General features: G+C 65.2%; 23 protein-coding genes and 1 pseudogene. 12 read left to right on the top strand and 12 right to left on the bottom strand.

Annotated elements, in window-relative coordinates:
* Positions 1-925 (bottom strand): annotated as a pseudogene (locus tag GKO32_RS36260) (IS481 family transposase); the annotation flags it as partial.
* Between the two features lie 240 nt (positions 926-1165).
* Between GKO32_RS36260 and GKO32_RS36255 the strand changes: the two are divergent.
* Positions 1166-1414, top strand: a complete 249-nt coding sequence (locus tag GKO32_RS36255; protein WP_154761434.1) for a hypothetical protein — start codon at positions 1166-1168, stop codon at positions 1412-1414.
* Positions 1415-1982: 568 nt separating this feature from the next.
* On the opposite strand, the gene GKO32_RS36250 is transcribed toward GKO32_RS36255, so the two are convergent.
* Together GKO32_RS36250 and GKO32_RS36245 are read right to left on the bottom strand one after the other, a co-directional pair.
* Positions 1983-2738: an SDR family oxidoreductase gene (locus GKO32_RS36250; protein ID WP_312869193.1), complete on the bottom strand. Its 756-nt coding sequence runs from the start codon at positions 2736-2738 to the stop codon at positions 1983-1985.
* Positions 2735-3952, bottom strand: a complete 1218-nt coding sequence (locus GKO32_RS36245; protein ID WP_154761433.1) for an acetyl-CoA C-acetyltransferase — start codon at positions 3950-3952, stop codon at positions 2735-2737. Before GKO32_RS36245 ends, GKO32_RS36250 begins: the two co-directional genes overlap by 4 nt.
* Positions 3953-4180: 228 nt before the next feature.
* Here GKO32_RS36245 and GKO32_RS36240 point away from each other — a divergent pair, with 228 nt between their 5' ends.
* From GKO32_RS36240 to GKO32_RS36205, 8 genes are all read left to right on the top strand, one after another.
* Entirely contained in the window at positions 4181-5281 is a 1101-nt protein-coding gene (locus GKO32_RS36240) for an alpha/beta hydrolase (protein ID WP_154761432.1), read from the top strand.
* Between the two features lie 130 nt (positions 5282-5411).
* The gene (locus tag GKO32_RS36235; RefSeq protein ID WP_154761431.1) at positions 5412-6554 is read left to right on the top strand and encodes a substrate-binding domain-containing protein; all 1143 of its coding nucleotides are present in this window, start codon (positions 5412-5414) and stop codon (positions 6552-6554) included.
* Positions 6555-6596: 42 nt separating this feature from the next.
* Complete coding sequence (locus GKO32_RS36230; RefSeq protein ID WP_154761430.1) at positions 6597-9110, top strand: ATP-binding cassette domain-containing protein; 2514 nt, start codon at positions 6597-6599, stop codon at positions 9108-9110.
* Positions 9107-10204 (top strand): ABC transporter permease, encoded by a 1098-nt coding sequence (locus tag GKO32_RS36225; protein WP_208024656.1) that lies wholly within the window; start codon positions 9107-9109, stop codon positions 10202-10204. Before GKO32_RS36230 ends, GKO32_RS36225 begins: the two co-directional genes overlap by 4 nt.
* Positions 10204-11046 carry a mycofactocin-coupled SDR family oxidoreductase gene (locus GKO32_RS36220; RefSeq protein WP_154761429.1) on the top strand — a complete coding sequence of 281 codons (843 nt, stop codon included), beginning with the start codon at positions 10204-10206 and terminating at the stop codon, positions 11044-11046. Before GKO32_RS36225 ends, GKO32_RS36220 begins: the two co-directional genes overlap by 1 nt.
* An 80-nt stretch (positions 11047-11126) precedes the next feature.
* Positions 11127-11621, top strand: a complete 495-nt coding sequence (locus GKO32_RS36215; RefSeq protein ID WP_154761428.1) for a VOC family protein — start codon at positions 11127-11129, stop codon at positions 11619-11621.
* Between the two features lie 75 nt (positions 11622-11696).
* A complete protein-coding gene (locus tag GKO32_RS36210; protein ID WP_208024655.1) occupies positions 11697-12527 on the top strand; it encodes a mycofactocin-coupled SDR family oxidoreductase in 831 nt (276 codons plus the stop codon).
* Positions 12528-12933: 406 nt separating this feature from the next.
* Positions 12934-13533 (top strand): TetR/AcrR family transcriptional regulator, encoded by a 600-nt coding sequence (locus GKO32_RS36205; protein WP_154761426.1) that lies wholly within the window; start codon positions 12934-12936, stop codon positions 13531-13533.
* A gap of 42 nt (positions 13534-13575) precedes the next feature.
* Here GKO32_RS36205 and GKO32_RS36200 read toward each other — a convergent pair whose 3' ends face one another.
* The 5 genes from GKO32_RS36200 to curA all read right to left on the bottom strand — a co-directional run bounded on the left by GKO32_RS36200 (position 13576) and on the right by curA (position 17941).
* Entirely contained in the window at positions 13576-14181 is a 606-nt protein-coding gene (locus GKO32_RS36200) for a flavin reductase family protein (RefSeq protein ID WP_154761425.1), read from the bottom strand.
* A gap of 94 nt (positions 14182-14275) precedes the next feature.
* Positions 14276-14581 carry a putative quinol monooxygenase gene (locus tag GKO32_RS36195; protein ID WP_154761424.1) on the bottom strand — a complete coding sequence of 102 codons (306 nt, stop codon included), beginning with the start codon at positions 14579-14581 and terminating at the stop codon, positions 14276-14278.
* Between the two features lie 191 nt (positions 14582-14772).
* Positions 14773-16341, bottom strand: coding sequence for a long-chain-fatty-acid--CoA ligase (locus GKO32_RS36190; protein WP_154761435.1), 1569 nt, complete (start codon positions 16339-16341; stop codon positions 14773-14775).
* A gap of 1 nt (position 16342) precedes the next feature.
* Positions 16343-16726: an acyl-CoA dehydrogenase family protein gene (locus GKO32_RS36185; RefSeq protein WP_376766037.1), complete on the bottom strand. Its 384-nt coding sequence runs from the start codon at positions 16724-16726 to the stop codon at positions 16343-16345.
* A 177-nt stretch (positions 16727-16903) separates the two neighbouring features.
* On the bottom strand, positions 16904-17941 hold the full coding sequence (gene curA / locus GKO32_RS36180) for an NADPH-dependent curcumin/dihydrocurcumin reductase (RefSeq protein WP_154761422.1): 1038 nt from the start codon (positions 17939-17941) through the stop codon (positions 16904-16906).
* A gap of 486 nt (positions 17942-18427) precedes the next feature.
* Here curA and GKO32_RS36175 point away from each other — a divergent pair, with 486 nt between their 5' ends.
* Positions 18428-19549 carry an NDMA-dependent alcohol dehydrogenase gene (locus GKO32_RS36175; protein WP_154761421.1) on the top strand — a complete coding sequence of 374 codons (1122 nt, stop codon included), beginning with the start codon at positions 18428-18430 and terminating at the stop codon, positions 19547-19549.
* 105 nt (positions 19550-19654) lie between these two features.
* Here the strand turns inward: GKO32_RS36175 and GKO32_RS40350 are convergent, their stop codons facing one another.
* From GKO32_RS40350 to GKO32_RS36160, 4 genes are all read right to left on the bottom strand, one after another.
* Positions 19655-19876 carry a QsdR family transcriptional regulator gene (locus tag GKO32_RS40350; RefSeq protein ID WP_312869192.1) on the bottom strand — a complete coding sequence of 74 codons (222 nt, stop codon included), beginning with the start codon at positions 19874-19876 and terminating at the stop codon, positions 19655-19657.
* Positions 19873-20295 carry a hypothetical protein gene (locus GKO32_RS40345; RefSeq protein ID WP_154761420.1) on the bottom strand — a complete coding sequence of 141 codons (423 nt, stop codon included), beginning with the start codon at positions 20293-20295 and terminating at the stop codon, positions 19873-19875. Before GKO32_RS40345 ends, GKO32_RS40350 begins: the two co-directional genes overlap by 4 nt.
* Positions 20296-20313: 18 nt before the next feature.
* Positions 20314-20505, bottom strand: coding sequence for a hypothetical protein (locus GKO32_RS36165; protein WP_154761419.1), 192 nt, complete (start codon positions 20503-20505; stop codon positions 20314-20316).
* 168 nt (positions 20506-20673) lie between these two features.
* A complete protein-coding gene (locus GKO32_RS36160; protein WP_154761418.1) occupies positions 20674-20856 on the bottom strand; it encodes a hypothetical protein in 183 nt (60 codons plus the stop codon).
* 136 nt (positions 20857-20992) lie between these two features.
* On the opposite strand from GKO32_RS36160, the gene GKO32_RS36155 reads away from it, so the two are divergent.
* Positions 20993-21163, top strand: a complete 171-nt coding sequence (locus GKO32_RS36155; protein ID WP_154761417.1) for a hypothetical protein — start codon at positions 20993-20995, stop codon at positions 21161-21163.
* Positions 21164-21792: 629 nt separating this feature from the next.
* A complete protein-coding gene (locus tag GKO32_RS36150) occupies positions 21793-22017 on the top strand; it encodes a hypothetical protein (RefSeq protein WP_154761416.1) in 225 nt (74 codons plus the stop codon).
* Positions 22018-22414 lie beyond the last annotated feature (397 nt).

Here is a 22414-nt window from a genome sequence, read left to right as displayed (position 1 = left end):
GTGTGGCCGCGGTGGTGGTTGTAGGTGTGGAGCCAGTGCGGTAGTGCTTGGCGTCGTTCGGTTTCGGATTGGTAGGGCTTGGCGTAGGCCCATTCGTCGAGCAGGGTGCGGTTGAACCGTTCCACTTTCCCGTTGGTTTGTGGCCGGTAGGGGCGGGTGCGTTTGTGGGTGATGCCGGCGTCGGTGAGGGTGTCGCGCCAGAGCTGTGAGCGGTAGCAGGCCCCGTTGTCGGTCAGGATCCGTTGGACGGTGATTCCGTTGGTGGCGAAGAAGGTTTGAGCGCGTTGCCAGAATTCGACTGCCGTTTCCTTCTTCTCATCGGGCAGGATTTCGGTGTAGGCCAGTCGGGAATGATCGTCCACGGCGTTGTGCAGGTAGCCGTAGCCGATTGGTGCCCGGTTGTTGCGGCGTTCGGTGGTGGTGGCCCGGGCGTTACGCCGGCCTTGGGCGCGGTCGAGCACGCGGTGGCCGCCGCCGTCGGGGATGTTGCCCAGTTTCTTGATGTCCACGTGCACCAGCTCGCCCGGGGTGGCGCGTTCGTAGCGGCGCACCGGCTGGCCGGTGGCGCGGTCGAGATGGGCCAGCCGGGCCAGGCGGTAGCGGGTCAGCACCCGGTGCACCGTGGAGGGCACCAGGTGCAGGAACAACGCGATCCGAGCCGGTCCCCACCGCCGCATCACGCGGACCTTGATGATCCGGCGTTCGGTGCGGGCCGGTGTGCGGTGCGGGCTGGCATGTGGCCGTGAGGACCGGTCACTCATCCCCCTTCACCGTCCTGGCGATAACGGTCGGCCCAGCGTTTCGCGGTCGAGACCGACACCTGGAACCGCTCAGCGGCCCGCCGCAGGGGCCAACCATCGTCCACGACACAACGAGCCAACCGGAGTCTGCCGGTCGGAGTCAGCGGGGCATTACGGTAAGACATGAGGGCCTCCGTGGGCTGGTGTCGACGTCGCAATCCACACCAAACCCGGAGGCCCTCCCTCAGACCAAGATCATCCGATCACGTGTCCCACCGTTCACAACCTCCCGAGCCAGAACAGCTAGCCCTAGAGTGGGCTCGACTCCAGGTTGCGACGGATCGTCCGGGGCGCCTGCAACGCCTATCTCGGCGACGAGCACCTTCCTGGCCGGCGTCGAGGACTGCCTCACGGGTGTCACCTGGGTGCACGAGCAGCGCGAAGCGCTCGGCCTCTCGACGGTGATCGTCCAGGGCGAGCCGGGTGGCGCGAGCGTCCCGTACATCAGTGGCGGCTACGGGTGGGACCGTGACCGCAGGCTCGCCAGATCGCGTGGCCGTACCACGCGTCCATCGAAGAGCTGCGTGGACTGCCGCCGTTTCGTTATCTCCGTCAACGAGCTCGATCCGCTGCGGGACGAGGGCATCGCGTTCGCTCGTCGGCTTCGCTCGTGATCGAGCAGCCGACGGCGCTCGTCGCGGCTGACGCGAAGTATCGATGTGCCCCGCGGTGATCCGCGGGGCACCTCTACGTTCGGGCCCGGAGTGCGCTCACTCGCCAATCCCATGGTTCGGGCTGCCCGTGAGCGTTGCTTTGGTGGCCACGGCGCGCATCATGGAGACCTGGGCTCATGGGCATGACGTCGTCGAAGCGACCGGCGGCATTGTTGTCCCGACTTCATCGTCCGTGAATCTCTCGATCGCGACGGGCAGCATCGCCCGCGCCAGGGCGGAAACCGCGGTCTGTGTGCCCGCCGAGGCCGCGGTTTCCATGAGGTCCCAGGGCCCGCAGCGTCGACGAGGGCGACCAGCGTGGAGCCGCTCCAGGACCAACGCCACCTGCGCCGCGAGGTCGTCCCGTAGCCACACGGTGCCAACGCGGCGTGTAGTAATCGGTCTCTGGCCAGGCACCGACTGCCAGCGCCGCTGCTCGTGCCGTGCGGGCGAAGAGAAGCTTCATCACGGAGCCAGCCGCATCGCATCCGTCGGCTCGCCGAGCCGGGTCACGCGCCACGCCCTCACCTCAGACCGCGACCGAGGTCAAGGTTGCCCCGCCATCGACGATGAGCGTCTGCCCGGTCATCCAGCCGGCGTCCTGGGAGAGCAGGAAGGCGACCACGCCGGCGATGTCCTCGGGCACGCCCAGCCGCCCGAGCGGGTAGCCCGCGGAGACCTCCGTCTCGCGGCCCTCGTAGAGGGCGGTGGCGAACTTGGTCTTCACCACCGCCGGCGCCACGCCGTTGACCCGGATGTCCGGACCGAGCTCGAGTGCGAGCAGCTCGGTGATCGAGTTCAGCATCGCCTTCGTGGCGCCGTAGAAGCCGATGTCGCGGACCGGCCGCACGCCGGCGACCGCGGACACGTTGACGATCGCGCCCCCGTGCTCCTTCATCCAGGCCGTGTGCACCTTCTGCACCCACGACAACGCGGCCAAGCAGTTGACCTCGACGGTCTTGCGCGCCGCGTCGAGGTCGAGGTCGACCATCGGCCCGTACGTCGGGTTGATGCCGGTGTTGTTGACCAGCAGGTCGATGCTGCCGAAGCTCCCGATCGCCTGCCGGACCACGCCGTCCTGGTGCTCGGAATCGTGCGCCCGCCCCGCGATGCCGAGTGCGTGCCGAGGGCCGCCGAGCCGCTCGACCGCCCCGTCGAGCGCCTCCTTCTTGCGTGCGGTGATCACCACCCGGGCGCCCTCGGAGACCAACCGCTCGGCGATTCCCAGCCCGATCCCGCGACTGGCGCCGGTGACGATCGCGGTCTTCCCTGCCAGGCGGGTCACGAGAGCCGCTCCAGCACCATCGCCATGCCCTGACCGCCGCCGACGCACATCGACTCGACGCCGAACTGCTTGTCGTGCCACTGCAGCGAGTTGATCAGAGTCGCGGTGATCCGGGCGCCCGTCATCCCGAACGGGTGCCCGACCGCGATGGCGCCGCCGTTGACGTTCAGCTTGTCGAGCGGGATGCCGAGCTGCTGGGCCGAGCCGAGCGACTGCACCGCGAATGCCTCGTTGATCTCAAACAGGTCGATGTCGTCGAGCGACATGCCCGCGTGCTGCAGCGCGGCCGGGATCGCCTCCACCGGACCGAGGCCCATGATCTCTGGGGACAGCGCAGTGACCGCGGTGGACACGATCCGGGCCAGCGGAGTCAGGCCGAGCTCCTTGGCCCGGGTGTCGCTCATTACCACCACCGCGGCGGCGCCATCGTTGAGCGGGCAGGAGTTGCCGGCCGTCACGGTGCCATCGGGGCGGAAGACCGGCTTGAGGCTGCTAACACCCTCCAGCGTGGTGCCGGGCCTCGGGCCGTCGTCGGCGGAGACTACGGTCCCGTCGGGCAACGTGACTGGAGTGATTTCGCGGGCCCAGAATCCCTCCTCGATCCGCTGGACCGCGAGGTTCTGGCTCCGCACGCCGAACTCGTCCTGCTCCAAGCGGGACATGCCCAGCACCTGGGCGACGTTCTCGGCCGTCTGGCCCATCGCGATGTAGAGGTCCGGCAGGTCGCCCGACTCACGCGGGTCGATCCAGCTCTCCGCTCCGCCAGCGGCCCGCTTCTCCGTGCGGGCCAGCGACGCGGAGAGGAGTGGGTTCTGGCCCTCGGCGTTGTCGGCCATGCCGTGGAAGAAGCGGCTGACTGTCTCCGCGCCGGCGGAGACGAACGAGTCCCCCTCGCCGGCTTTGATCGCGTGGAAGGCCATCCGGGTGGTCTGCAGGCTGCTCGAGCAGTACCGGTTCACCGTCACGCCGGGGAGGTGGTCCATCCCCGACAACACCGCCACCGCGCGGCCGAGGTTGTTGCCCGACTCTCCAGCCGGCTGGCCGCAGCCGAGGATCAGGTCAGTGATCTCCCGCGGGTCCAGGGCGGGCACCTTCTCCAATGCCGCCCGCACCATCTGCACTGCGAGGTCGTCCGGTCGTACCTCCTTGAGCGAACCCTTGCCGGCACGCCCGATCGGCGAACGGGTCGCGCTGACGATGACTGCTTCGGGCATCGCTGACTCCTAACTGAGCGCTTGCTTAGCGATACTCTGATGCAGATCCACCCGAGCGTCAAGACCAGGATGAGAGATCCACTGTTGTGCGTCACATGCCCCTGTAGTCGTCAGTGCCATCGACTTCAGTCGTTATCAATGCCCTGCGACCGTTGACACGCCGAATGACGTCGTGCACGCTGACAACAACTTAAGCAAGCGCTTAGATACCAACGGAGGTATCCCCTCATGTCGCTGCATTCCGAGCTGGGTGGACAGGGACGTATCGGCGACCCGCAGATGTCGCCGGCAACAGATCCACGCACGGATCCGCGGCTGCTGGCCGCTCTGGCGGCGGTCGGCATGGACGGGCCGGCTGTGTCGTCCGGCGTCGCTCGCGACACCACGTCCGCCGCCTTCGCGGACATGATCGTTGCCTCACACACCGGCTTCGAGGCTTTGTACGAAGCCTTGCCCAATGAGCTGTCGAATGACGACGCGACGGAGACCGAGCACACCACCCGCGCGATCGACGGACCGGATGGCAACGAGATCACGCTGCACATCTTCCGCCCCGCAGGCGCCGCGGAAGCCCTTCCCGCGCTGGTGTACCTGCACGGCGGCGGGATGGTCCTCCTCAACACGGTCAACAAGGTCCACGAGCGCTGGTGCCGGGATCTCGCCGCATCCGGGCTCGTGGTCGTCGCCGTCGACTTCAGGAGTGCCGGTTCAGGCCAGCTCGCCCCGTTCCCTCAGGGTCTGAACGACTGTGCGCACGCTGTCGCGTGGGTGGCCGAGCACCGCAGTGAGCTAGGGATCAGCGACAAGATCGTCCTCCAAGGCGAGTCCGGCGGCGGGAACCTGGTCCTGGCGGTCGTGCTCAAGGCGAAACGGGACGACACCCTCGGCAATATCTCGGGTGCCTACGCCATGGTGCCCTACATCAGTGGCGGCTACGGCTGGACCCGAAACCGGAAGCTCGCGGAACTGCCTTCGCTTGTGGAGACCGACGGCTACTTCCTCGACTGCGCGGACATGGACCTGTTCGTGGCTGCTTACGATCCGACCGACGCGCATAGGGAGGACCCTCTCGCGTGGCCGTACTTCGCCACCGTGGAAGACCTCACCGGCCTGCCGCCCCACGTGATCAGCGTCAACGAGCTGGACCCGCTCCGGGACGAAGGGATCGCCTACGCGCGCCGCTTGGCGGCCGCGGGCGTTGCGGTCGTGGGTCGGGTCAACTTGGGCGTTGTCCACGCCGCGGACTCGATCTTCCGCCAAGCTCTCCCCGATCTGTACCGGTCCACGATCCGCGACATCCGGGGGTTTGTCGGCGGCCTCCCGGCCTGATGCCCGGGTCGGATCCGCGCTCCCGGGCCCGCAGCCACGCCTTCACATCACCATCCCTGCCTCGACGCTCCACACGTGTGGGCTCACGATCCGACCTGGTTGGTCGTTCCAATCGAAAGGTGCGTCAAAAATGCGCATGAAGACTTGTGCCTCTGCTTTCTCGTTGCTTGGAGCTGCCGCGCTGCTCGCCGCGTGTTCCAGTACTGACTCCTCTGACTCCTCTGGTGGCGGGGCGTCGGGGACTGATTCGGTGGTGAGCTTTGACATCGCCAAGGGGCAGCCGATTCCGAATCAGTCGCTCAGCAGTTGGTGTGGTGACAAGAAGGTCAAGGTCGGTCTGGCTGTGGGTGAAGGCACGAATTCCTGGGTGGAGACGTTGCGGTACCAGTTCACGAAGACAGCCAAGCAATGCAATTCGGTCGACGCGGACATCCTGTACACCAGTGGTGGTGGGGACCAGCAGAAAGCGATCAGCCAGATCAACAGCCAAGTGGCCCAAGGCGTGAACGTGCTGTTGGTGCAGCCTGATTTCGGTGCCGCTGAGCTACCGGCGATTCGCAGCGCGAAAAAGGCCGGTGTCACCGTCGTCGTCTACAACTCGGCGATCGGCGGCAAGCCCGGCACCGACTTCACGGCACAGACCATCCTCGATGGTCACGCTGCAGGCAAAGCACTGGGCACCAAACTCGGTGAGAACGTCAAGAAGGGCAACGTTGTCTACCTCGGCGGCATCCCCGGGGCTGCGTCGTCCAAGGACAGCTTCGATGGTGTCAAGGACGCGTTGACGGGCTTCCCAGACCTCAAGCTGGTGACCGACACCCCGGTGACCACGAACTGGACGGCAGCCGGCGCACAGCAAGCGATGGCCGGTCTGATCGCGAAGTATCCGAGCATTGATGCGGTGGTCACTGACTACGGAGTGACCGCAAGAGGCGCGATGGCTGCGTTTCAGCTTGCCGGCAAACCCATCCCCGCGATCGCGACGGAATCGACTGACAACCAGTTCGGCTGTGAGTGGCACAAGCTCGCCGACAAGTCGATCAATGTCCCGGTTTTCAGCATCGACGGCGCCACGTCAATGGCCGAGATCGCCCTGCGTCAGGGAGTGGCTGCAGCCACCGGCAACAAGTACAGCGCGGACCAGAAGTTCGCGGCACCTTTGTTCAATGACACTCCCGCCGGACACGAGCCCCCCTGCGATCCCAACCTCCCGCCCGACGCAGACCTCTCCGCGGGACTCAGCACCGCAGAACTGGCCACGCTCTTCAAATGACCAAACCCCACCAGGGTGAACCTCCGAATGAAAGGCGGCTTGATGAGCGAGAAAGAACTCGTGACTCCTCCCAAGCACCTGCCGACCGCAGCCAGCTTGTGTATTGACGATGTCAGCAAGAGCTTCGCCGGTGTCCGTGCACTTAAGGGTGTCAGCCTCGAGGTCCGCGCCGGAGAGGTGCTCGGGCTGGTCGGGGAGAACGGAGCCGGCAAGTCGACTCTGATGGCGATCGCATCCGGCGCACTCGCCCCGGATTCCGGGAGTGTCTCGATAACTGGAGAGCGCCTGGTGGACGCCAACCCGGAGGAGGCGCGGCGACGGGGGTTGGCGATCGTCAGGCAGGAGCCCGCCCTCATGCCTGATCTGACAGTCGGGGAGAACCTCTACCTCGGTGTTCAAAAGTCCCATAGGCCCAGCAGTCAAGCCATGACGACCTGGGCTCGGCAGTGCCTGAAGTCCTGGGACAAAGACATCTCGATCGACCCGAGCACACGCGTCGACTCGTTGGTGCCTGAGGAGAAGTTCATCGTCGAGATCAGCAAGGCGCTCGCACAGAGCCCGGACGTGCTTGTCCTCGACGAGCCGACCGAGCACCTCTCGACCGAGGACGTGCAACGTCTGTTTGCTCGCATCCGCGACCTGACGGCAGCGGGGTGTGCGGTGGTGTACATCTCTCACCGCGTCCATGAGGTGCGTCAGATTGCCGACCGAGTCACCATCCTGCGCGATGGGCGGGTGCAGGGTACACACGCGACAGAGGATCTGGACGAGTCCAAGATCGTCAACCTCATCGTCGGTCGCTCGGTCGCCAGTGCCTTCCCAGACAAGCCGGCACACTCTGAATCTGGACCAACAGTCTTGGAGGTTACGAACCTTCGGGGAAACGGATTCAGTGACATCTCGATGACCATCCGGCAAGGAGAGGTCGTCGGGCTCGCCGGCATCGAGGGCAATGGTCAGCGTGAATTCATGCGTGCCTTGGCTGGGTTGAATCGCGGCCGTGGCACCGTCAAGATCGGCTCCACAGCGATCTCGATCCGTTCGGCGACCAGCGCGCGTGATGCGGGCGTCGCATACGTGCCGGCTGACCGCCACCACGAGGGGATAGCGGGCAGCCTGAGTGTGCGCGAGAACCTGAACATGCGCTCGCTTGCGTCCTATGCCTCCCTGGGTTTCCTTCGCAGGTCAGACGAGGATGATGCGGCGCGGAGAGCCATCTCGTCGTTTCGTATCAAGACTCCGACGATGCAGACGCCGATCAGTTCCCTATCCGGAGGAAATCAACAGAAGGTCGTGCTCGCGAGCGTCCTTGCAACCGAGCCGCGAGTCCTACTGGCTGATGAGCCGTCGCAGGGCGTCGACGTCGGTGCTCGCCTGGAGATCTATGAACTGATCCGGTCATCGGCGGCCAGCGGCACCGCTGTGCTGGTGGTCTCGGCTGATGCCGCCCAACTCGCGGGACTTTGTGATCGAGTGATCATCTTCTCCAGGGGAACCACGGTGGCCGAACTGGCCGGCGCGGACGTGTCCGAGCGGGACATCACTCGCGCTGTCCTTACTTCCACGGCCGAACGTGTGAGGCCCCAACGAGCATCGCGGCTTGTCAGATGGTTGGCCGGGTCCTGGGCGCCACCCATCAGCGTGGCGACCGCAGTCTTGGCTCTCGGAATTTGGGCGAGTCTTGCGAATAACAACTATTTGAGCGGCCACAGCATCAGCGTCATCCTGTCCCTCACAGCCACGCTCGCCTTGGCGGCGTGTGGGCAGCAGTTGGCGCTGACCATCGGAGGCATCGACTTATCGGTCGGCCCGCTAATGGGCGGTCTCGTAGTCATCGAGTCGTACTTCTTGGTCGACAATGCGACCGGCCTCACCCAAGCTTTCGGGTGGTTCCTCCTGTTCGGCGTGGCTATCTGCGTCGGTGTCGTTAACTGGGTTTTGATCGACCTGGTGAAACTGCAGCCAATGATCGCGACTCTCGTGACCTACACCGCCTTGCAAGGTCTGTCGTTGACCCTCAGGCCGGTCCCTGGAGGGGTCATCACGACGGCAATCACTGACCCGATCAGCACGCAATACGGCGCCGTTCCGGTAATTTTCATCATCGCTGTCGTCCTTGCGCTTGGCCTGGAGTTGGTGCTGTTTCGGTCACACTTCGGCATCGCGCTCCGCGGTCTGGGCTCCAAACCGGAGGCCGCCCGCGTTGCGGGTGTCGTGCCTCACCGCGTGCACTTCTTCGCCTATATCGGATGTTCGCTCTTCGCAGCGCTGGCGGCCATTCCGCTTCTGGCTCAGGTCGGTTCGGGTGATCCGGCATCGGGCATCTCGTACACCATCGGCAGCATCGCGGCCGTTGTGATCGGCGGCGCAAGCGTTTTCGGCGGCCGAGCATCGTTCGTTGGAGCGTTTCTGGCCGCTCTCCTGATCGGGCAGATCGACGCCGTTACCAGCTTCCTCAATCTCAGTGAGGCGTGGAGCTCATACCTGCTCGGCGGAATGATGATCGTCGGAGCTGCTGCATACAGCAAGAGCCGTCAGTTGGCGTTGCCGCGATGAAGGCCGCTCCTCGAGAGGACCCGTTTTTTCCGGTCTCGGCCGGTAAGCCTGACGCCGGCCAGGGCCGAGCACAAGCAAGGCTGCGTGTCGGAGAGTTCGGCTGGATCTGGTTCGGGCTGATCGCTGTGTTCGCTGTCAGCGTCGTGGTTGCTCCCGGAACACTGCGGCCAGACACTCTCGCTTCGTTGCTGCCCTTTGCCGGTGTGCTGACGGTGGCGTCGGTGGGCCAGACAGCCGTCATTCAGCAGCGGGGATTGGATCTCTCAATACCGGGCACGATGGCGATGTGTGCCTTGGCGATGGCCAAAATGGAGATTGACCACTCCCTGCTGATCGCCGCAGGTGCGGCCGTCGTCCTGGCGGCGTGCATCGGCGCTCTCAACGGATTGATCGTCACAAAGTTCTCGGTGACACCGATCATCACCACCTTGGCCGTCAACGCCCTGCTGGTCGGTGGCGCTTTCACATACGTCAACGGCTCGGCGGTCTCGATTTCCGCCACGATGACCGAGTTTACTCGAGCCAAACCGGCAGGCGTTCCGGCGATCGTCATCATCGCGATCGCGCTCGTCGTGTTGCTAGCTCTAGCGCTGAGCAAGAGCGTCGCCGGGCGAAGGTTCATCCTGGTCGGAGCGAGCCCATCGGCTGCCCGGGCTGCCGGCATACAGGTCACGCGCTACCAAGTCGGAGCCTATGTCGTCTCCTCGATCTGCGCAGGATTTGCCGGGGTCCTACTGGCGGGCTACACCGGCACAGCGACATCCGACCTGGGCAACCCATTTCTCCTATTGACCATCGCCGCGGTCGTGATCGGCGGAACCCCCCTCTCTGGGGGGCGAGGCAGCCTTATCGCCACAGCAGCGGCCGCTCTGTTCCTAACCCAACTCGATCAGCTGAGCAGTTCCCTAGGCGCACCGAGCTCGGTCCAGTACTTCGTGCAGGCCGGCGCGCTTGTGCTGGCCACCACCTTGCGATACCTGGCCTTCGGCTCGATGTTCAGGGGGTGCCCCAACCGCCGACTACCCCCTCCGGCACCGACCGCTGGGGCAGCCGGCATCGAATCGCATAACCAAGTAGAAGGGCTATCAAGCTAATGGGATCTTTGGACGGCAGAGTCGCGTTCATCACCGGTGTTGCACGAGGACAGGGCCGCAGTCACGCTCTCAAACTCGCCGAGGCGGGTGCCGACATCGTGGGTCTGGATATCTGCGAGGATGCCGCATCGCCGCACTACTCACTTGCGACCGAGAGCGACCTGGATGAGACGGCTCGGCTCATCGAGAAATTGGGTCGGTGCGCCATTCTTCGCAAGGCCGATGTCAGAGACCTGGATCAGCTTCGCGCGGTCGTGGATGAGGGAGTCGCGAATCTCGGGAGGCTGGACATTGTCGTCGCCAATGCAGGAATCTGCTCGATCGGCGGCACTCATGATCTCGATGAGGCGACATTCCAGGAGATGATCGACATCAACCTCACCGGCGTCTGGCGAACGGTGAAGGCAACAGTGCCTCACCTGCAGGCTGGTGGGCGCGGGGGTTCCGTCATTCTCGCCGGCTCAGGCGCCGCGTTCATACCACCGCCGCACCTCGCGCACTACAGCGCCGCGAAGGCGGGCGTGAACTCGTTGATGGCATCGTTCGCGCTGGAGTTCGGTCCAGAGTTCATCCGCGTCAACGCGGTCATTCCTACCAACGTCGACACCCCGATGCTCGACAACGAAAAGGTGCGCAAGCTGTTCATGCCCCATGTCGATGCGCCAACCAGGGCGGATGCCATGAGCTCGGACTCCGAGTACGTCCGTATGCATCTCATGCCGATTCCGTGGGTCGAGCCGTCCGACATCAGCGAAGCCGTGCTGTTCCTCGCCTCGGATGCGTCCCGCTACATCACGGGAGTTGCTCTGCCGATCGACGCGGGCTACCGGCTCAAGAAGTAGCACCTGTCAAACGTTCCAAGAGATCGGCCGACAGAGTCCGAGGCATACCACAAGTACCGCTTTAGAGAGAGGGATACAAAATGTCCAAACCAGGAATCACGCGGATTTTCCACACGAACATCGTCGTTCGCGACATGGACCGCTCGGTGAAGTGGTACACGGAGGTGCTGGGCGCGTCATTGATCGATGGTCCGTTCGAAGCCGAAGGTGAGAACCTTCGCGGCATCTCATTCGGCCTCGAGGACTTGGGCGTGGGCGCGGACGAAGTGAAGATTCGTTTTGCCCTTCTTGGCTGGGGCGAAGGGCCCGAACAGACGTTCCTCGACCTGATCGAGTCGGTGAACCCACCCACGTTTGGATCGGTACATCCGAGCGTATTGCACGTCGGGCTAGCTCGTCTGTGCCTCGCCACGGACAGCGTCCAGGCATCGCACGACGCGCTTCTCGAGCGGGGTGTCGAGTTCTTGACGCCGATCGTCGAATTCGACGTCAGCGAGGGGCCGCTTGCCGGTCACGCGTGCGTTTGTTTCCGAGACCCGGACGGGACGGTCCTGGAGATTTACGGGCCCAAGTAATACCGCTCTCGAAAACGGCCCCAGTGGGGTTCTTACGCACGGTCACTCCGCAACCAACTCTCGATAGGAACCCTGATGGGACGCTTGGACAACAAGGTGGCGTTTGTTACTGGTGCCGCGCGAGGCCAAGGGCGGAGTCACGCCGTACGGCTGGCGGAGGAAGGGGCGGACATCATTGCGGTGGACATTTGCGGTGCGGTCTCGTCGAACTTCGCACCACCTGCCACCGGCGAGGACCTGGAGGAAACCGCCGAACTGGTCAAGAAGCTCGGCCGGCGAATCAGTTCCGCTGTTGCCGACGTCAGGGACTACGGTCAGCTGGTCGACGCGCTCGAGAGGGGTGTGGCAGAGCTTGGCCGACTGGACATCGTTTGTGCGAACGCAGGCGTGGTGTCCTACGCGAGATCGCATGAGCTTTCGGCGGTTGAGTGGCAGCAGACCATCGACGTCAACCTGACCGGCGTGTGGAACACCTGCCGTGCGGCCGTCCCGACGCTCTTGGAGCAAGGCGAAGGGGGCTCAATCGTCATCACCAGTTCGTCCGCAGGCCTGAAACCCGCAGAAAACATGGGGCACTACGCGGCTAGCAAGCATGGAGTCCTGGGTCTGATGAAGACCATGGCACTCGAACTAGGCCCCAGCAGCATACGAGTCAACGCGGTCAACCCGGGCGCGGTGGACACGCCCCTCATCCACAACGCGGGAACCTACGAAGTCTTCGCCTCTGACCTGGAGCGCGTCTCGCGAGACGACTTTGAAGAACGAGTCGCACCTCTGATGGTGCTGCCCATCCCGTGGGTCGACCCAGTCGACGTCTCGAACGCCGTTCTGTTTCTCGCCTCGGACGAGTCCCGTTACGTGACTGGGGTCGCGTTGCCAGTCGACGGTGGCCAAGTCCTCAGGTAGGTCCCTGGTTTCGGCGTCCTTCCGGACGCCTGTGAATGAGCTGGCCTGACCGGCATCGCGTCGGTCCAATCGGGCCACCTCTACCGCTGGGGCGTCCTCTTGACAGCACAAACAGGGCGCTCATAAACTAAGCGCTCAGTCAGCAAGGTGGGCCGTCATACCTTTCGGGGTGCAGCAGGCACCTTGGGGATGGCTCTTCGATCCTCTAAGAGATCGCTCGACGACGCCCCAGCGAGGCGCCTCACCAACGGGACCTTGGGGGACAGATGGCAGCCGCGCCGACACGTGAAGGACTCCACCGACGGACGCCGAGGTACGGCAGGAGAACGGCGACTGGCAAGATCGATCCGGGCCGCATCCATGTCCAACACATGTCCGTACCCTACGTTCGGGCCGATGATTTCTGATGACTGAACATATCCCTCTGTCGCGAGCGGAAGAGACGCGACGACGGTTGCTCGAGGCCGCTCTCACAACTTTCGCTGAGAAGGGTTTCCACGCTACGACGACACGCGACATCGCCTCCGCCTCCGGCATGAGCCCAGCGGCGCTGTACATCCACCACAAGTCGAAGGAGGAGTTGCTCTTCATCATCGCCAGGGACGGTCACCACCACGTCCTCAAGTTGATACGCGCGGCGATCGCTTCTGCCGACGACCCAGTGGAGGCGCTTCGCGCAGTGGTCCACGACTTCGCAGCCCACCATGCACGAGGCCATACCGGCGCCCGCGTCGTCAACTACGAGCTGGCGGCCCTCGCGCCGGACCACCTCGCGGAGATCCGCGCTATTCGACACGACATCGATGATGAGATGCGGCACGTCGTCGCGTGGGGCATGTACACCGGCCGATTCGACGTACGCGACGCACGGATCGCCGCCGCGGCGCTGCTGTCCCTGGGCGTCGATCTCGCCCGTTGGTACCGCGACGGAGGCCGCTGGACGCCTGAGGAGATCGGCGACGAGTATGCGGCTATCGCTCTGCGGATCGTGGGGGCCCGCACCTAGCTGCGAAGACCAGCGGCGCGCGTCACCCGTCGCGCGGCGACGCTACCGGGCGATGTCGCGCGGCTCGATCGGTCGTTCGAGGGCCACGACGACGGGGGCGAGGCCCCACTCGTTCCCGCCCAAGCGGGACAGCGGCCGGAGACGATCGATCTGGGGACGCCCGGCCACAAGCACGTCGGCGTCTATGGAGAACCGCAGGACCCTACCCAGCACGTGGACGGAATCCCCGAGTTCCTGCGTGGAGTGCAAGGCACATTCCAGCGAGGCCGGTGAGGCTGCAACGCGGGGGACCTTGGTCGTCTCGCTGTGTTCCATCTCGATGCCCAGGACCTCGGCCTCATCGACAACCGGCTCGAACGAGGCTGCACTGTTGTTGATCAGGTGCAGCATGGGTTCGCTGGCGACGTTCACCACGAACTCCTGCGTAGCGATGATGTTGGCCAGTGTGTCCTTGCGTCCGACCGACGTGAAGCACACGATGGGGGGAGAGGCGCACGCGACGCTGAAGAACGAGTGCGGCGCAAGGTTGCCCACCCCATCCGCGGAGATCGTCGAGATCCACGCAATGGGTCGCGGAACGATCAGCGAGGTCATCAAGCGATAAGGATCCACCTCGGGGTCGGCGCAGTCGAAGACGGTCCGGCTCATCGGACGCCTCCCTTTCTGGGGGCGCCGAGCAGGTGCTTGCCGTCCCCGTCATGAAAGAACGGCGCGTCGACCACGGTGACGTGGGCAGGGCCGTTCACATCGGCTCACACTGGTCGCCGACGGGCTCGAGCACCCAGATGACCGGCTCCGCGGTCAGGAGACTGCCGACCACTTCGCCGAACTCTCGGTACGCCCGCAACTCTCGATGCCGGCGGATCGCCTCGCTGGAGTCGTAGGCCTCGAGCAGGACGTAGTCCGACTCCCTCTCGCTGGATCGTTGGAGGTCGTAGCGCAGACACCCCCGATCGGCGAGCATCTCGGGACGTGCCTTCGCAACGGCGCTCTCGAAGGCGGCCGTCTGCCCCTCACGCACGCTGAGGGCCGCGATCACGTTGATCATTCTTGTCCATTCTGTCGGTCGATCGACTGCGTCACACAGCGCTGTCGCAGATCGTGTCGAGCTGGTGGCTGCCTTCAGCGGCACTTGTCACTTCCCCTTCTTGAACTCGGCTGACGTGCGGCAGCTGACGTCTCTGTGAGTTGGGCGCTACACCTGGAGAGGCGGCGCGAGACTTCGACGATGTAGGCCTCTCACGTCCTGGACGGTCCGACGGACAAGGCCCGGTCACCCTGCTCGCCGCTCGCCGCCTGGAGCTCGCGCTTGAGTACCTTGCCTGTCGGGCCCTTGGGGAGGCCGTTGACCAGATGGATCTCACGCGGATACTTGTACGAGGCAAGTCGCTCGGCGCAGTAGGCGACCAACTCTTCTTCTGTCGCCGAAGCGCCGGGTCGTAGGGCGACGAAGGCAACGACCTCCTCGCCCAACCGGTCATGAGGCCGACCGACGACAGCTGCTTCCACGACCTGAGGATGTCCGTACAGCACTTCCTCGATCTCCCGCGGATAGACGTTGTAACCGCCCCGGATGACGAGATCCTTCAGCCGATCGACCACGAACAAGTAGCCGTCGTGATCCCGGTAGCCCAGATCGCCGGTGTGGAACCAGCAATCTCGTAGAGCAGCGGCGGTTGCGTCGAGCTGCTTGTAGTAGCCCTTCATCACGTTGTGTCCACGGACGACGAGCTCCCCGATATTGTCCGCCCCTGGCGGCAGCTCGGTGCCGTCGGGCGCGACCACGCGGACCTCGACGCCCCAGATCGGCTGGCCGATCGAGAGCACCTTGCGCCGCTTGGCGTCGAGGTTGAATGTGGTGGAAGCAGCGGTTTCGGAGAGACCATAGCCCTCAAGGATCACCACGCCCTTGAACTTCTCTTCGAAGGCGTGGATCACCTCTCCCGGCATGGACGCGCCGCCCGAGACGGCCTTGCGCAGCGAGGAGACGTCCCGGCCGGCCGCATCGAGGTGGAGCAGAGCGACGTACATCGTCGGCACGCCCATGAAGATGGTGGCGCGATGGTCCTCGATGACGTCGACCACCTTCAAAGCGTCGAACCGGGGCATGAGTACGAGCGACGCGCCGTAGCGCACGGTGACGTTGAGGATGCAGGACAGACCGAACACGTGGAACAGAGGGAGCACACCCACGAACGTGTCTTCGGGCCCTGCCTCCAACAGCGAGCCCACCACTGTGCAGTTCATGTAGAGCTGGAAGTGCGTGAGTTCGGCGCCCTTGGGTTTGCCGGTCGTCCCGCTGGTGTAAACGATCACGGCCGTATCATCGGACGACGCCGCGTACAGCCACCTGTCGTCTGGCGCGGCGAGCAAGTCTTCGAAGGGACGTGCACCCTCACCTGCAGGCTGTTCGAGCAGTCCGACTACGTAGGCCATCACGCCCTTGGCCCGATTCGCCCCTACCAAGGCCGTTGTGGTCGACTGGCTCGAGGTGATGAGCACTTTCGAATCGCTGTCCGCCAACTGGTAAGCGACCTCTCGACTCTTCAGCGACGGGTTGAGCGGGACCATGACGTGCCCACCCTTGAGGATGGCGAAGTAACTGATGAGAAACTCGGCCACGTTCGGCAACTGCACCGCGACCTTGTCACCGGGTTGCAGGCCAAGGGCGCGCAGCGACGCGCTCACCCGCCCCGACATCTCCTCGACCTGGGCGTAGGTCAAAGAGCCGCCGTCCACGTATGCCAACACGTGGTCCGGGTTCGAGGCGGCGGACTCGCGCAGGATCATGGCGAGGTTAAACGACATCTCAGCGCATCTCCAGGCGAGGAGTCCTAGTGTGACTTCGGCGCCCTGTGACCTTCTGACGCCTACGCTCGCTCTTCGCCAGCGAGTTGTCGTGCGCTTCGCCGGGACCATCGGCGAAGCGCCGGGGCCACACGCGTGCGAGCTCCTGCGCCAACGGATGATCCGGCGAAAGCCCAGCCGCGCCGTGCGCCCGGAAAGCCTTATCGAGAATCCACTGCACGGTCGCCGCAGTGGCGATCTTGATCGCTTGGACCTCGCTGTGAACTTCCTCGTTGCCGACGGTGCCCATCAACCCTGCGGTCTTGAGCACCAGCAAGAGTTGCTCGATTCGCACCCGGGACTCCGAGATCGAAAGGGTCATGGTTGGGGTCGAGGCTTCGGGCACCATTACAACCTCCGATTACTAAGCGCTTGCTTAGAGCGTAAACACTCACGGTGGAAGGCGTCAATGGGAATCGCCATGTCCGTCCCGCACGCCCGCGGCCTCCCGGCTGATGCGTGGCGGAGCGGCCGGAACGCCTCGTGGCGCCTCCGGTCCGCCCCTGTCGAAGTCCCGCGCACGTCAGCCGAGGGTAGGTGGCAGATCGCCGACCTGGATCAGGAGCTTGCCAGTGAACGCGCCATTCAGCAGCCCGCGGAGTGCGGCAGGCGCATTCTCGAGCCCCTCCACGACATCCTCCTGGTAGCGGATCTTGCCTTCCCGCAGCCAGCGCGGCATGTCCTCGAAGAATGGAGCGTGGTGGGTAGGTGCGAACTCATCCTGGATGAATCCCCGAACCGTGAGACTCTTGGTCAGGATCCTGCGCATGAATCCTGGGAACCGGTCAGGCCCCTCAGGCACCGAGGTTGCGTTGTACCAGGCAGCCAAGCCGCAGACCGGCACCCGAGCGAAGCGGTTGAGCCGGTCGAGGACCGCCTCGGTGACGTGCCCACCCACGTTCTCGAAGTACACGTCGATGCCATCGGGCGTGGCTTCCGCAAGATCGTCGACGAACGTCGATGACCGGTGGTCCACGGCCGCATCGAAGCCCAGCTGCTCCAGGAGCACGCGCCTCTTCTCCGCACCTCCGGCGATGCCGACGGCCCGCGCGCCGTCGATCTTCGCGATCTGCCCGACCGCGGACCCGACCGGACCGGTCGCAGCTGCGACGACCACGGTCTCCCCCGGCTTGGGCCGGCCGATCACCCGCATCCCCGCGTACGCGGTGAAGCCCGGCATCCCGAGCACCCCGAGCGCCGTGGACACAGGAGCAGCAGCAGGGTCGATACGACGAGTTCGCCTCCCGTCGACAACGGCATACGACTGCCACCCGGCGTCAGCCAGGACGACATCCCCCACGGCGCGCTCGGGAGCACGCGACTCGACGACCTCGCTCACCGTGGCGCCGACCATCACGTCCCCGATCGCCACCGGCGCGGCGTACGACTTCGCAGTGCTCATCCGGCTGCGCATGTAGGGGTCCAGGGACAGGTAGATCGTGCGCAGCAGGACCTGGCCCTCTTCGAGCTCGGGGAGTTCCACGGTGACGCTCTCGTACGCGTCATCGCCGGGCTCGCCGACCGGATAGGCGGCTAGTCGGATCTGGGAACTGGTCGTCATGTGAGGTCCTTCGAAGGTTGGTCGGCTCGGGGAGTCAGTCCGGGCAACGCCCCGTAGGACACGTGCGAGGCGAGGGACAGACATCCAGCGAGGGATGCTCTGCCTTGCAATTGACTAAGCGCTCGCTTAGAATACACAGACTGTGCACCAATGACCCCAGATCGTCAAGCGGGCACCTCGAGGTCACGCAGCTAAGCGACACCGAGACCGACGTCAGCGCTCAGCCCGGTCATCCGCACACAGAGAGCGGCGCACGGTGTCGATCGGTACGAACCACGTCCCGCCACGGGACATCGCTGCTGCCACCGAAGCAGGTCGAGCGCGCGCCCGAGCGAAGGCCGACGAGCTCCAGGCGACCGCCGCCTGACCTCGCGGGGACCGCCACCGCGGAAGTCGGCCTCGCCTCACCAGCCCCTACCCATCGACGGGCCTCAAACACCACGTCCGCTCAGACCCGAGCACGACCACCACCAGGAGAGACGAAGAATGCACACACGCGCCGCCATCATCCGCGAGTCGCCCGGAACGTTCGAGGTCGTCGATGTCGAGCTGGACGACCCTCGTCAGGGCGAGCTGAAGGTCAGGATGGTCGCATCCGGACTCTGCCACTCCGACGACCACTTCCAGACCGGCGACATGCCTCCGGGCCACTTGCCCCTCATCGGGGGGCACGAGGGTGCCGGAGTCGTCGAAGAGGTCGGGCCCAACACACCGGGCTGGGACGTCGGCGACCATGTCGTGTTCTCCTTCATGCCGAGCTGTGGCCGCTGCCGCTTCTGCAGCGAAGGGATGACCAACCTGTGCGACCTGGGTGCGTACTTGCTCATCGGCTCGCGGTTCGACGCAGAAGGCAGCTTCCGGTTCTCCCTGCCTGACGGCACCGGGGTCGGACAGAACTGTGCCGTCGGCACCTTCGCCGAACGCACCGTCGTCTCCGTGGACTCCGCGATCAAGGTCGACAAGGACCTGCCGCTCGACAAGCTGTGCCTGCTCGGCTGCGCCGTCGGCACCGGGATGGGCTCCGCGATCAACTCCGCCGGGGTAAGGCCGGGAGACATCACGATCGTCATGGGCGTCGGCGGTATCGGCATCAACGCGGTCCAAGGAGCGGCCCACGCGGGTGCCACCGCGACCATCGCGGTCGACCCGGTGGCCCTCAAGCGCGACACCGCGCTGGCCATGGGAGCGACGCACGCCTTCACGACGATCGCCGAAGCGGCCGAGCACGCCCGCTCGATGACGAACGGTCAGGGTGCCGACTCCGCCATCGTGACCCCCGGCGTGGTCAGCGGGCAGGACGTCGCCGACGCCTTCGCGGCGATCCGCAAGGGAGGTGTCGTCGTCGTCACCGGGACCACCCCGATGGATGAGATCGGCATCCCGGTGAGCCTCTTCGAGCTCACGCTGATGCAGAAGCGCATCCAGGGCTCACTCTTCGGCGGTTGCAACCCCCGAGCCGACATCCCGCGCCAGATCGACATGTACCGCAACGGGCAGCTCAAATTGGACGACCTGGTCACCAAGACCTATCGGCTCGACGACATTACCAAGGCCTACGACGACCTCCGGGCTGGCCTCAACATCCGCGGCGTCGTCCTGTTCGACTGATGATGCGGGTGTCCTGCCGCACCGCGGCAGGACACCCGGTGAGAGCCGGGCTGGGCCACCCGGCAAGGGTTCGGCGTCCCAGCCTTGCGCCGCACGACCGGTCGATCAGGTCAGAATGGCCCGAACCGCAACGCCCACCTTGGTCGCGTCCGGTTCGTGCTCGCCCGTGATCATGTCGATGTAGGAGAACGACTCGGCTATGCGGACCAGCAGGCAGGCGAGGTCGTCGATGGGCACGCGCTCTGCACTCCGGGGAAGCACCTCATGCAGCAGATCTGCCACGTAGCGGATGAAGTTGCGCTGGACGTCGCTACTCCGAGTTGTCAACCGGCGCGGACAGTGATCTGGTCGAGATCGGCCGACGCTACTGGAATCTGGAGGGTGTCGAGCTGGACACCGGGCGGGTCCGCTGGGCGGAGCGGAGCAGCGACATCGCCTTGCAGTCCGATCTGGGCAGGCCGTTCGTGGTCGCCGCGGCGTCGGTGCGCGCGATGCTGCCCGGGCAGACCTGCCGCGGCTGTGGCGGTGCGCTGTCGTTGACTTCGCGCACCGCATTGGAGCGGGTGCTGGCGGGGGAGGAGCCGGTCTGCGTCGAGTGCGACCAGTCGTTGAAGGACAACGTCGCGGGCCTGGTGGGCTCGAACCAGCTCCAGAACGCGCAGCTGCGTCGAGCCCGCGCCGCGGCTCAGCAGAACGTTCAACGGTTGCAGCAGCTGCGCCGGGACGCGCAGATCGCGGTGCTGCACAACGACTACGCGATCGAGCTACTGCCGGATGCCGATGTTCCGCAGGCGCCAGTCCGCACGGAGCTGGCTGCGCTGGCGCTGTTGCGCTACGCACCGCAACCAGCTCGGATCAGCCCGTTGCAGGATTGGGTCGACCCGCTCTATCCACGGGAAACGCAAGCCGGCACAGTGCTCGCCGAGGTACCGCGAGCCGGCTTGATCCGCATCCACCCGGACACCTCGATCAACAGTGTCGTCTGGGAGCCTGAGACATTCGACGACGCGATGGCGGCGATCAACGAAGCCGATGTGAACGCGGAGGACCACATCCAGCGCGTTGCCCGCACCGATCGCTCTTACCCTCTGCGCGCCATCTACTACGCTCCGTTTGGACACAGTCTAGACACGGCAGCGGCCGCGGTTCGCGACGAGATGAACTGGCGGCTCGACCCGGCCCAGCTCACCGCCGCCCGGCAGCACCAGATGCAGGACGTGGTCGTTGAACTGCTCGCCGAGGAAATGCTGCGCTACCTCGCTGTTCTGCTCGAGGAGCACAACCTGCCGCAGGTCCCGGAGAATCACTGGGACAAGCTGGTCGAGGCGGCCTACGAGGTCGCCCGCATCCGCCCGCTGTCGCAGCTCTACAACCTGGCCTGGCGTTCGGCACGCGACGCCGCCGGCGGCCGCGCAGCGCAACCCCCATGCGCCCAAGGCGCACATGACCACCCACGCGGACAACCGGTTCGAGTCCTACGCTCAGCAGGCCCTCAACCCCGCCCACGAGGTCAAACCGTTCGGCCCCAAGACAGGACTCGAACTCGCGGCCATGACCCGCACTCTGTTCCTGCGCGTGCTGAATCGCGCCCCCTTTCGCCACCAGCCTGCCTGACATCGACTGGCCCGATCCCGCCCCGAGCAGCGGGGACGAGACCGACGGCGACACCCCGCGGGCGGCCGCGCCGTCAACGCATACCGCCGCAGCCGTTGGTTCCACCGCCAGTGATCTCGGGGAACTGCGCTGCGGCGTCTGCGGGTTCCCGGTCCAAGCCGCCGACGCGTGGCTCTGGGTTGACATCCATGCCGCCATCGCCTACCTCGAGCACAGGAACAAGAGCCGTACCTTCGAGAACTACCTCGACCATCTCGAGCAGCACCCACCACGCTCATGCTGGGGCCTCGGGCACAGTGAATGCGGTCCCGACGAAGGCGCCCTGCACGATGTTCGCCTGCCCGCCAGCCACCGCGAGCTGCTGGCATGGACCGCCGACATGCTCAGCCACAGGTGGATCAACGGGACGGACCTTGCCGCCCTCCTGCACGAAGCCGCCAACCGCTCCGGCCGGTTTACTAACACCGAAACCCGGCGATACCGACCACCTGGGGCGCCGAGCGTCTGACTCAGGACAGCCTGCACCCGTGCATGTGCAAGCCGACTTACCTTGATCGAGTAATCTTCCTCCGCTCGCAGACTGGGCCGCTCACATTCGTGGTACGGACCCTCATCGCGGGCTTGGTGCGGTGTCGAGTTGCGCGGCCGGCTCGACGGATGGCGCCGGGGCACTCCAACGCGTCGCCTCGACCACCGTCCTCCACGATGTGAACCGGCTGGCCCGTGCGCTCCGCGCGTCGTCGGACCAGCACGCACAGAGCGCGCAAGAAAAACTCGCCCAGCTCGTCGACGAACCCGGCGGTGAGCGCCGTGACCACCTCGGCAACGGCGGCGAACTTCCCAAAGATCCCTAGGAGCTGATGGGGTTCACTCTCCAAAACCGTCACCACGTCACGAATGCTCACCTGCTCTTCTGCGGCATCACCGGCTGCGCCATCGCCCTCGTCACACCGTCGTCGTGGCAACAGGGGTACTACTCCTTAACGGCCACATCCTTGCCGGAGCCGGCGGACTGGCCGGCACCCCCGCAACCCCGACCCGATAACGTGATCCGCTGGCGACCGGGCAGCGGTTGGTGTCCAGCAACGCGTCGTCCCAGCCCGGCAAAACCCATGTGTCAAGCGGAGACCAACCGGCCGCGACTCGTCGCGGCGGAACTCGACGACGTCGCCATTCAAGGTCGTACTCGCCGCCCGGACTCATGACGCGCGAACTCCGTGGGGTCAGAGGGTGGCTGTGGGTGGGAAGGTG

The organism is Amycolatopsis pithecellobii (genome assembly GCF_009707865.1).
Classification (GTDB): Bacteria; Actinomycetota; Actinomycetes; order Mycobacteriales; family Pseudonocardiaceae; genus Amycolatopsis_E; species Amycolatopsis_E pithecellobii.
This window is presented reverse-complemented; position numbering and strand designations above follow the sequence as displayed.

Excerpts from the sequence above, each read along its gene's own strand:
- GKO32_RS36245 (WP_154761433.1), bottom strand. The coding sequence starts at position 3,952 with ATGCCCGAAGCAGTCATCGTCAGCGCGACCCGTTCGCCGATCGGGCGT.
- GKO32_RS36240 (WP_154761432.1), top strand. The coding sequence starts at position 4,181 with ATGTCGCTGCATTCCGAGCTGGGTGGACAGGGACGTATCGGCGACCCG.
- GKO32_RS36235 (WP_154761431.1), top strand. The coding sequence starts at position 5,412 with ATGCGCATGAAGACTTGTGCCTCTGCTTTCTCGTTGCTTGGAGCTGCC.
- GKO32_RS36230 (WP_154761430.1), top strand. The coding sequence starts at position 6,597 with ATGAGCGAGAAAGAACTCGTGACTCCTCCCAAGCACCTGCCGACCGCA.
- GKO32_RS36225 (WP_208024656.1), top strand. The coding sequence starts at position 9,107 with ATGAAGGCCGCTCCTCGAGAGGACCCGTTTTTTCCGGTCTCGGCCGGT.
- GKO32_RS36220 (WP_154761429.1), top strand. The coding sequence starts at position 10,204 with ATGGGATCTTTGGACGGCAGAGTCGCGTTCATCACCGGTGTTGCACGA.
- GKO32_RS36215 (WP_154761428.1), top strand. The coding sequence starts at position 11,127 with ATGTCCAAACCAGGAATCACGCGGATTTTCCACACGAACATCGTCGTT.
- GKO32_RS36210 (WP_208024655.1), top strand. The coding sequence starts at position 11,697 with ATGGGACGCTTGGACAACAAGGTGGCGTTTGTTACTGGTGCCGCGCGA.
- GKO32_RS36205 (WP_154761426.1), top strand. The coding sequence starts at position 12,934 with ATGACTGAACATATCCCTCTGTCGCGAGCGGAAGAGACGCGACGACGG.
- GKO32_RS36200 (WP_154761425.1), bottom strand. The coding sequence starts at position 14,181 with ATGAGCCGGACCGTCTTCGACTGCGCCGACCCCGAGGTGGATCCTTAT.
- GKO32_RS36195 (WP_154761424.1), bottom strand. The coding sequence starts at position 14,581 with ATGATCAACGTGATCGCGGCCCTCAGCGTGCGTGAGGGGCAGACGGCC.
- GKO32_RS36190 (WP_154761435.1), bottom strand. The coding sequence starts at position 16,341 with ATGTCGTTTAACCTCGCCATGATCCTGCGCGAGTCCGCCGCCTCGAAC.
- curA (WP_154761422.1), bottom strand. The coding sequence starts at position 17,941 with ATGACGACCAGTTCCCAGATCCGACTAGCCGCCTATCCGGTCGGCGAG.
- GKO32_RS36175 (WP_154761421.1), top strand. The coding sequence starts at position 18,428 with ATGCACACACGCGCCGCCATCATCCGCGAGTCGCCCGGAACGTTCGAG.
- GKO32_RS36155 (WP_154761417.1), top strand. The coding sequence starts at position 20,993 with ATGACCACCCACGCGGACAACCGGTTCGAGTCCTACGCTCAGCAGGCC.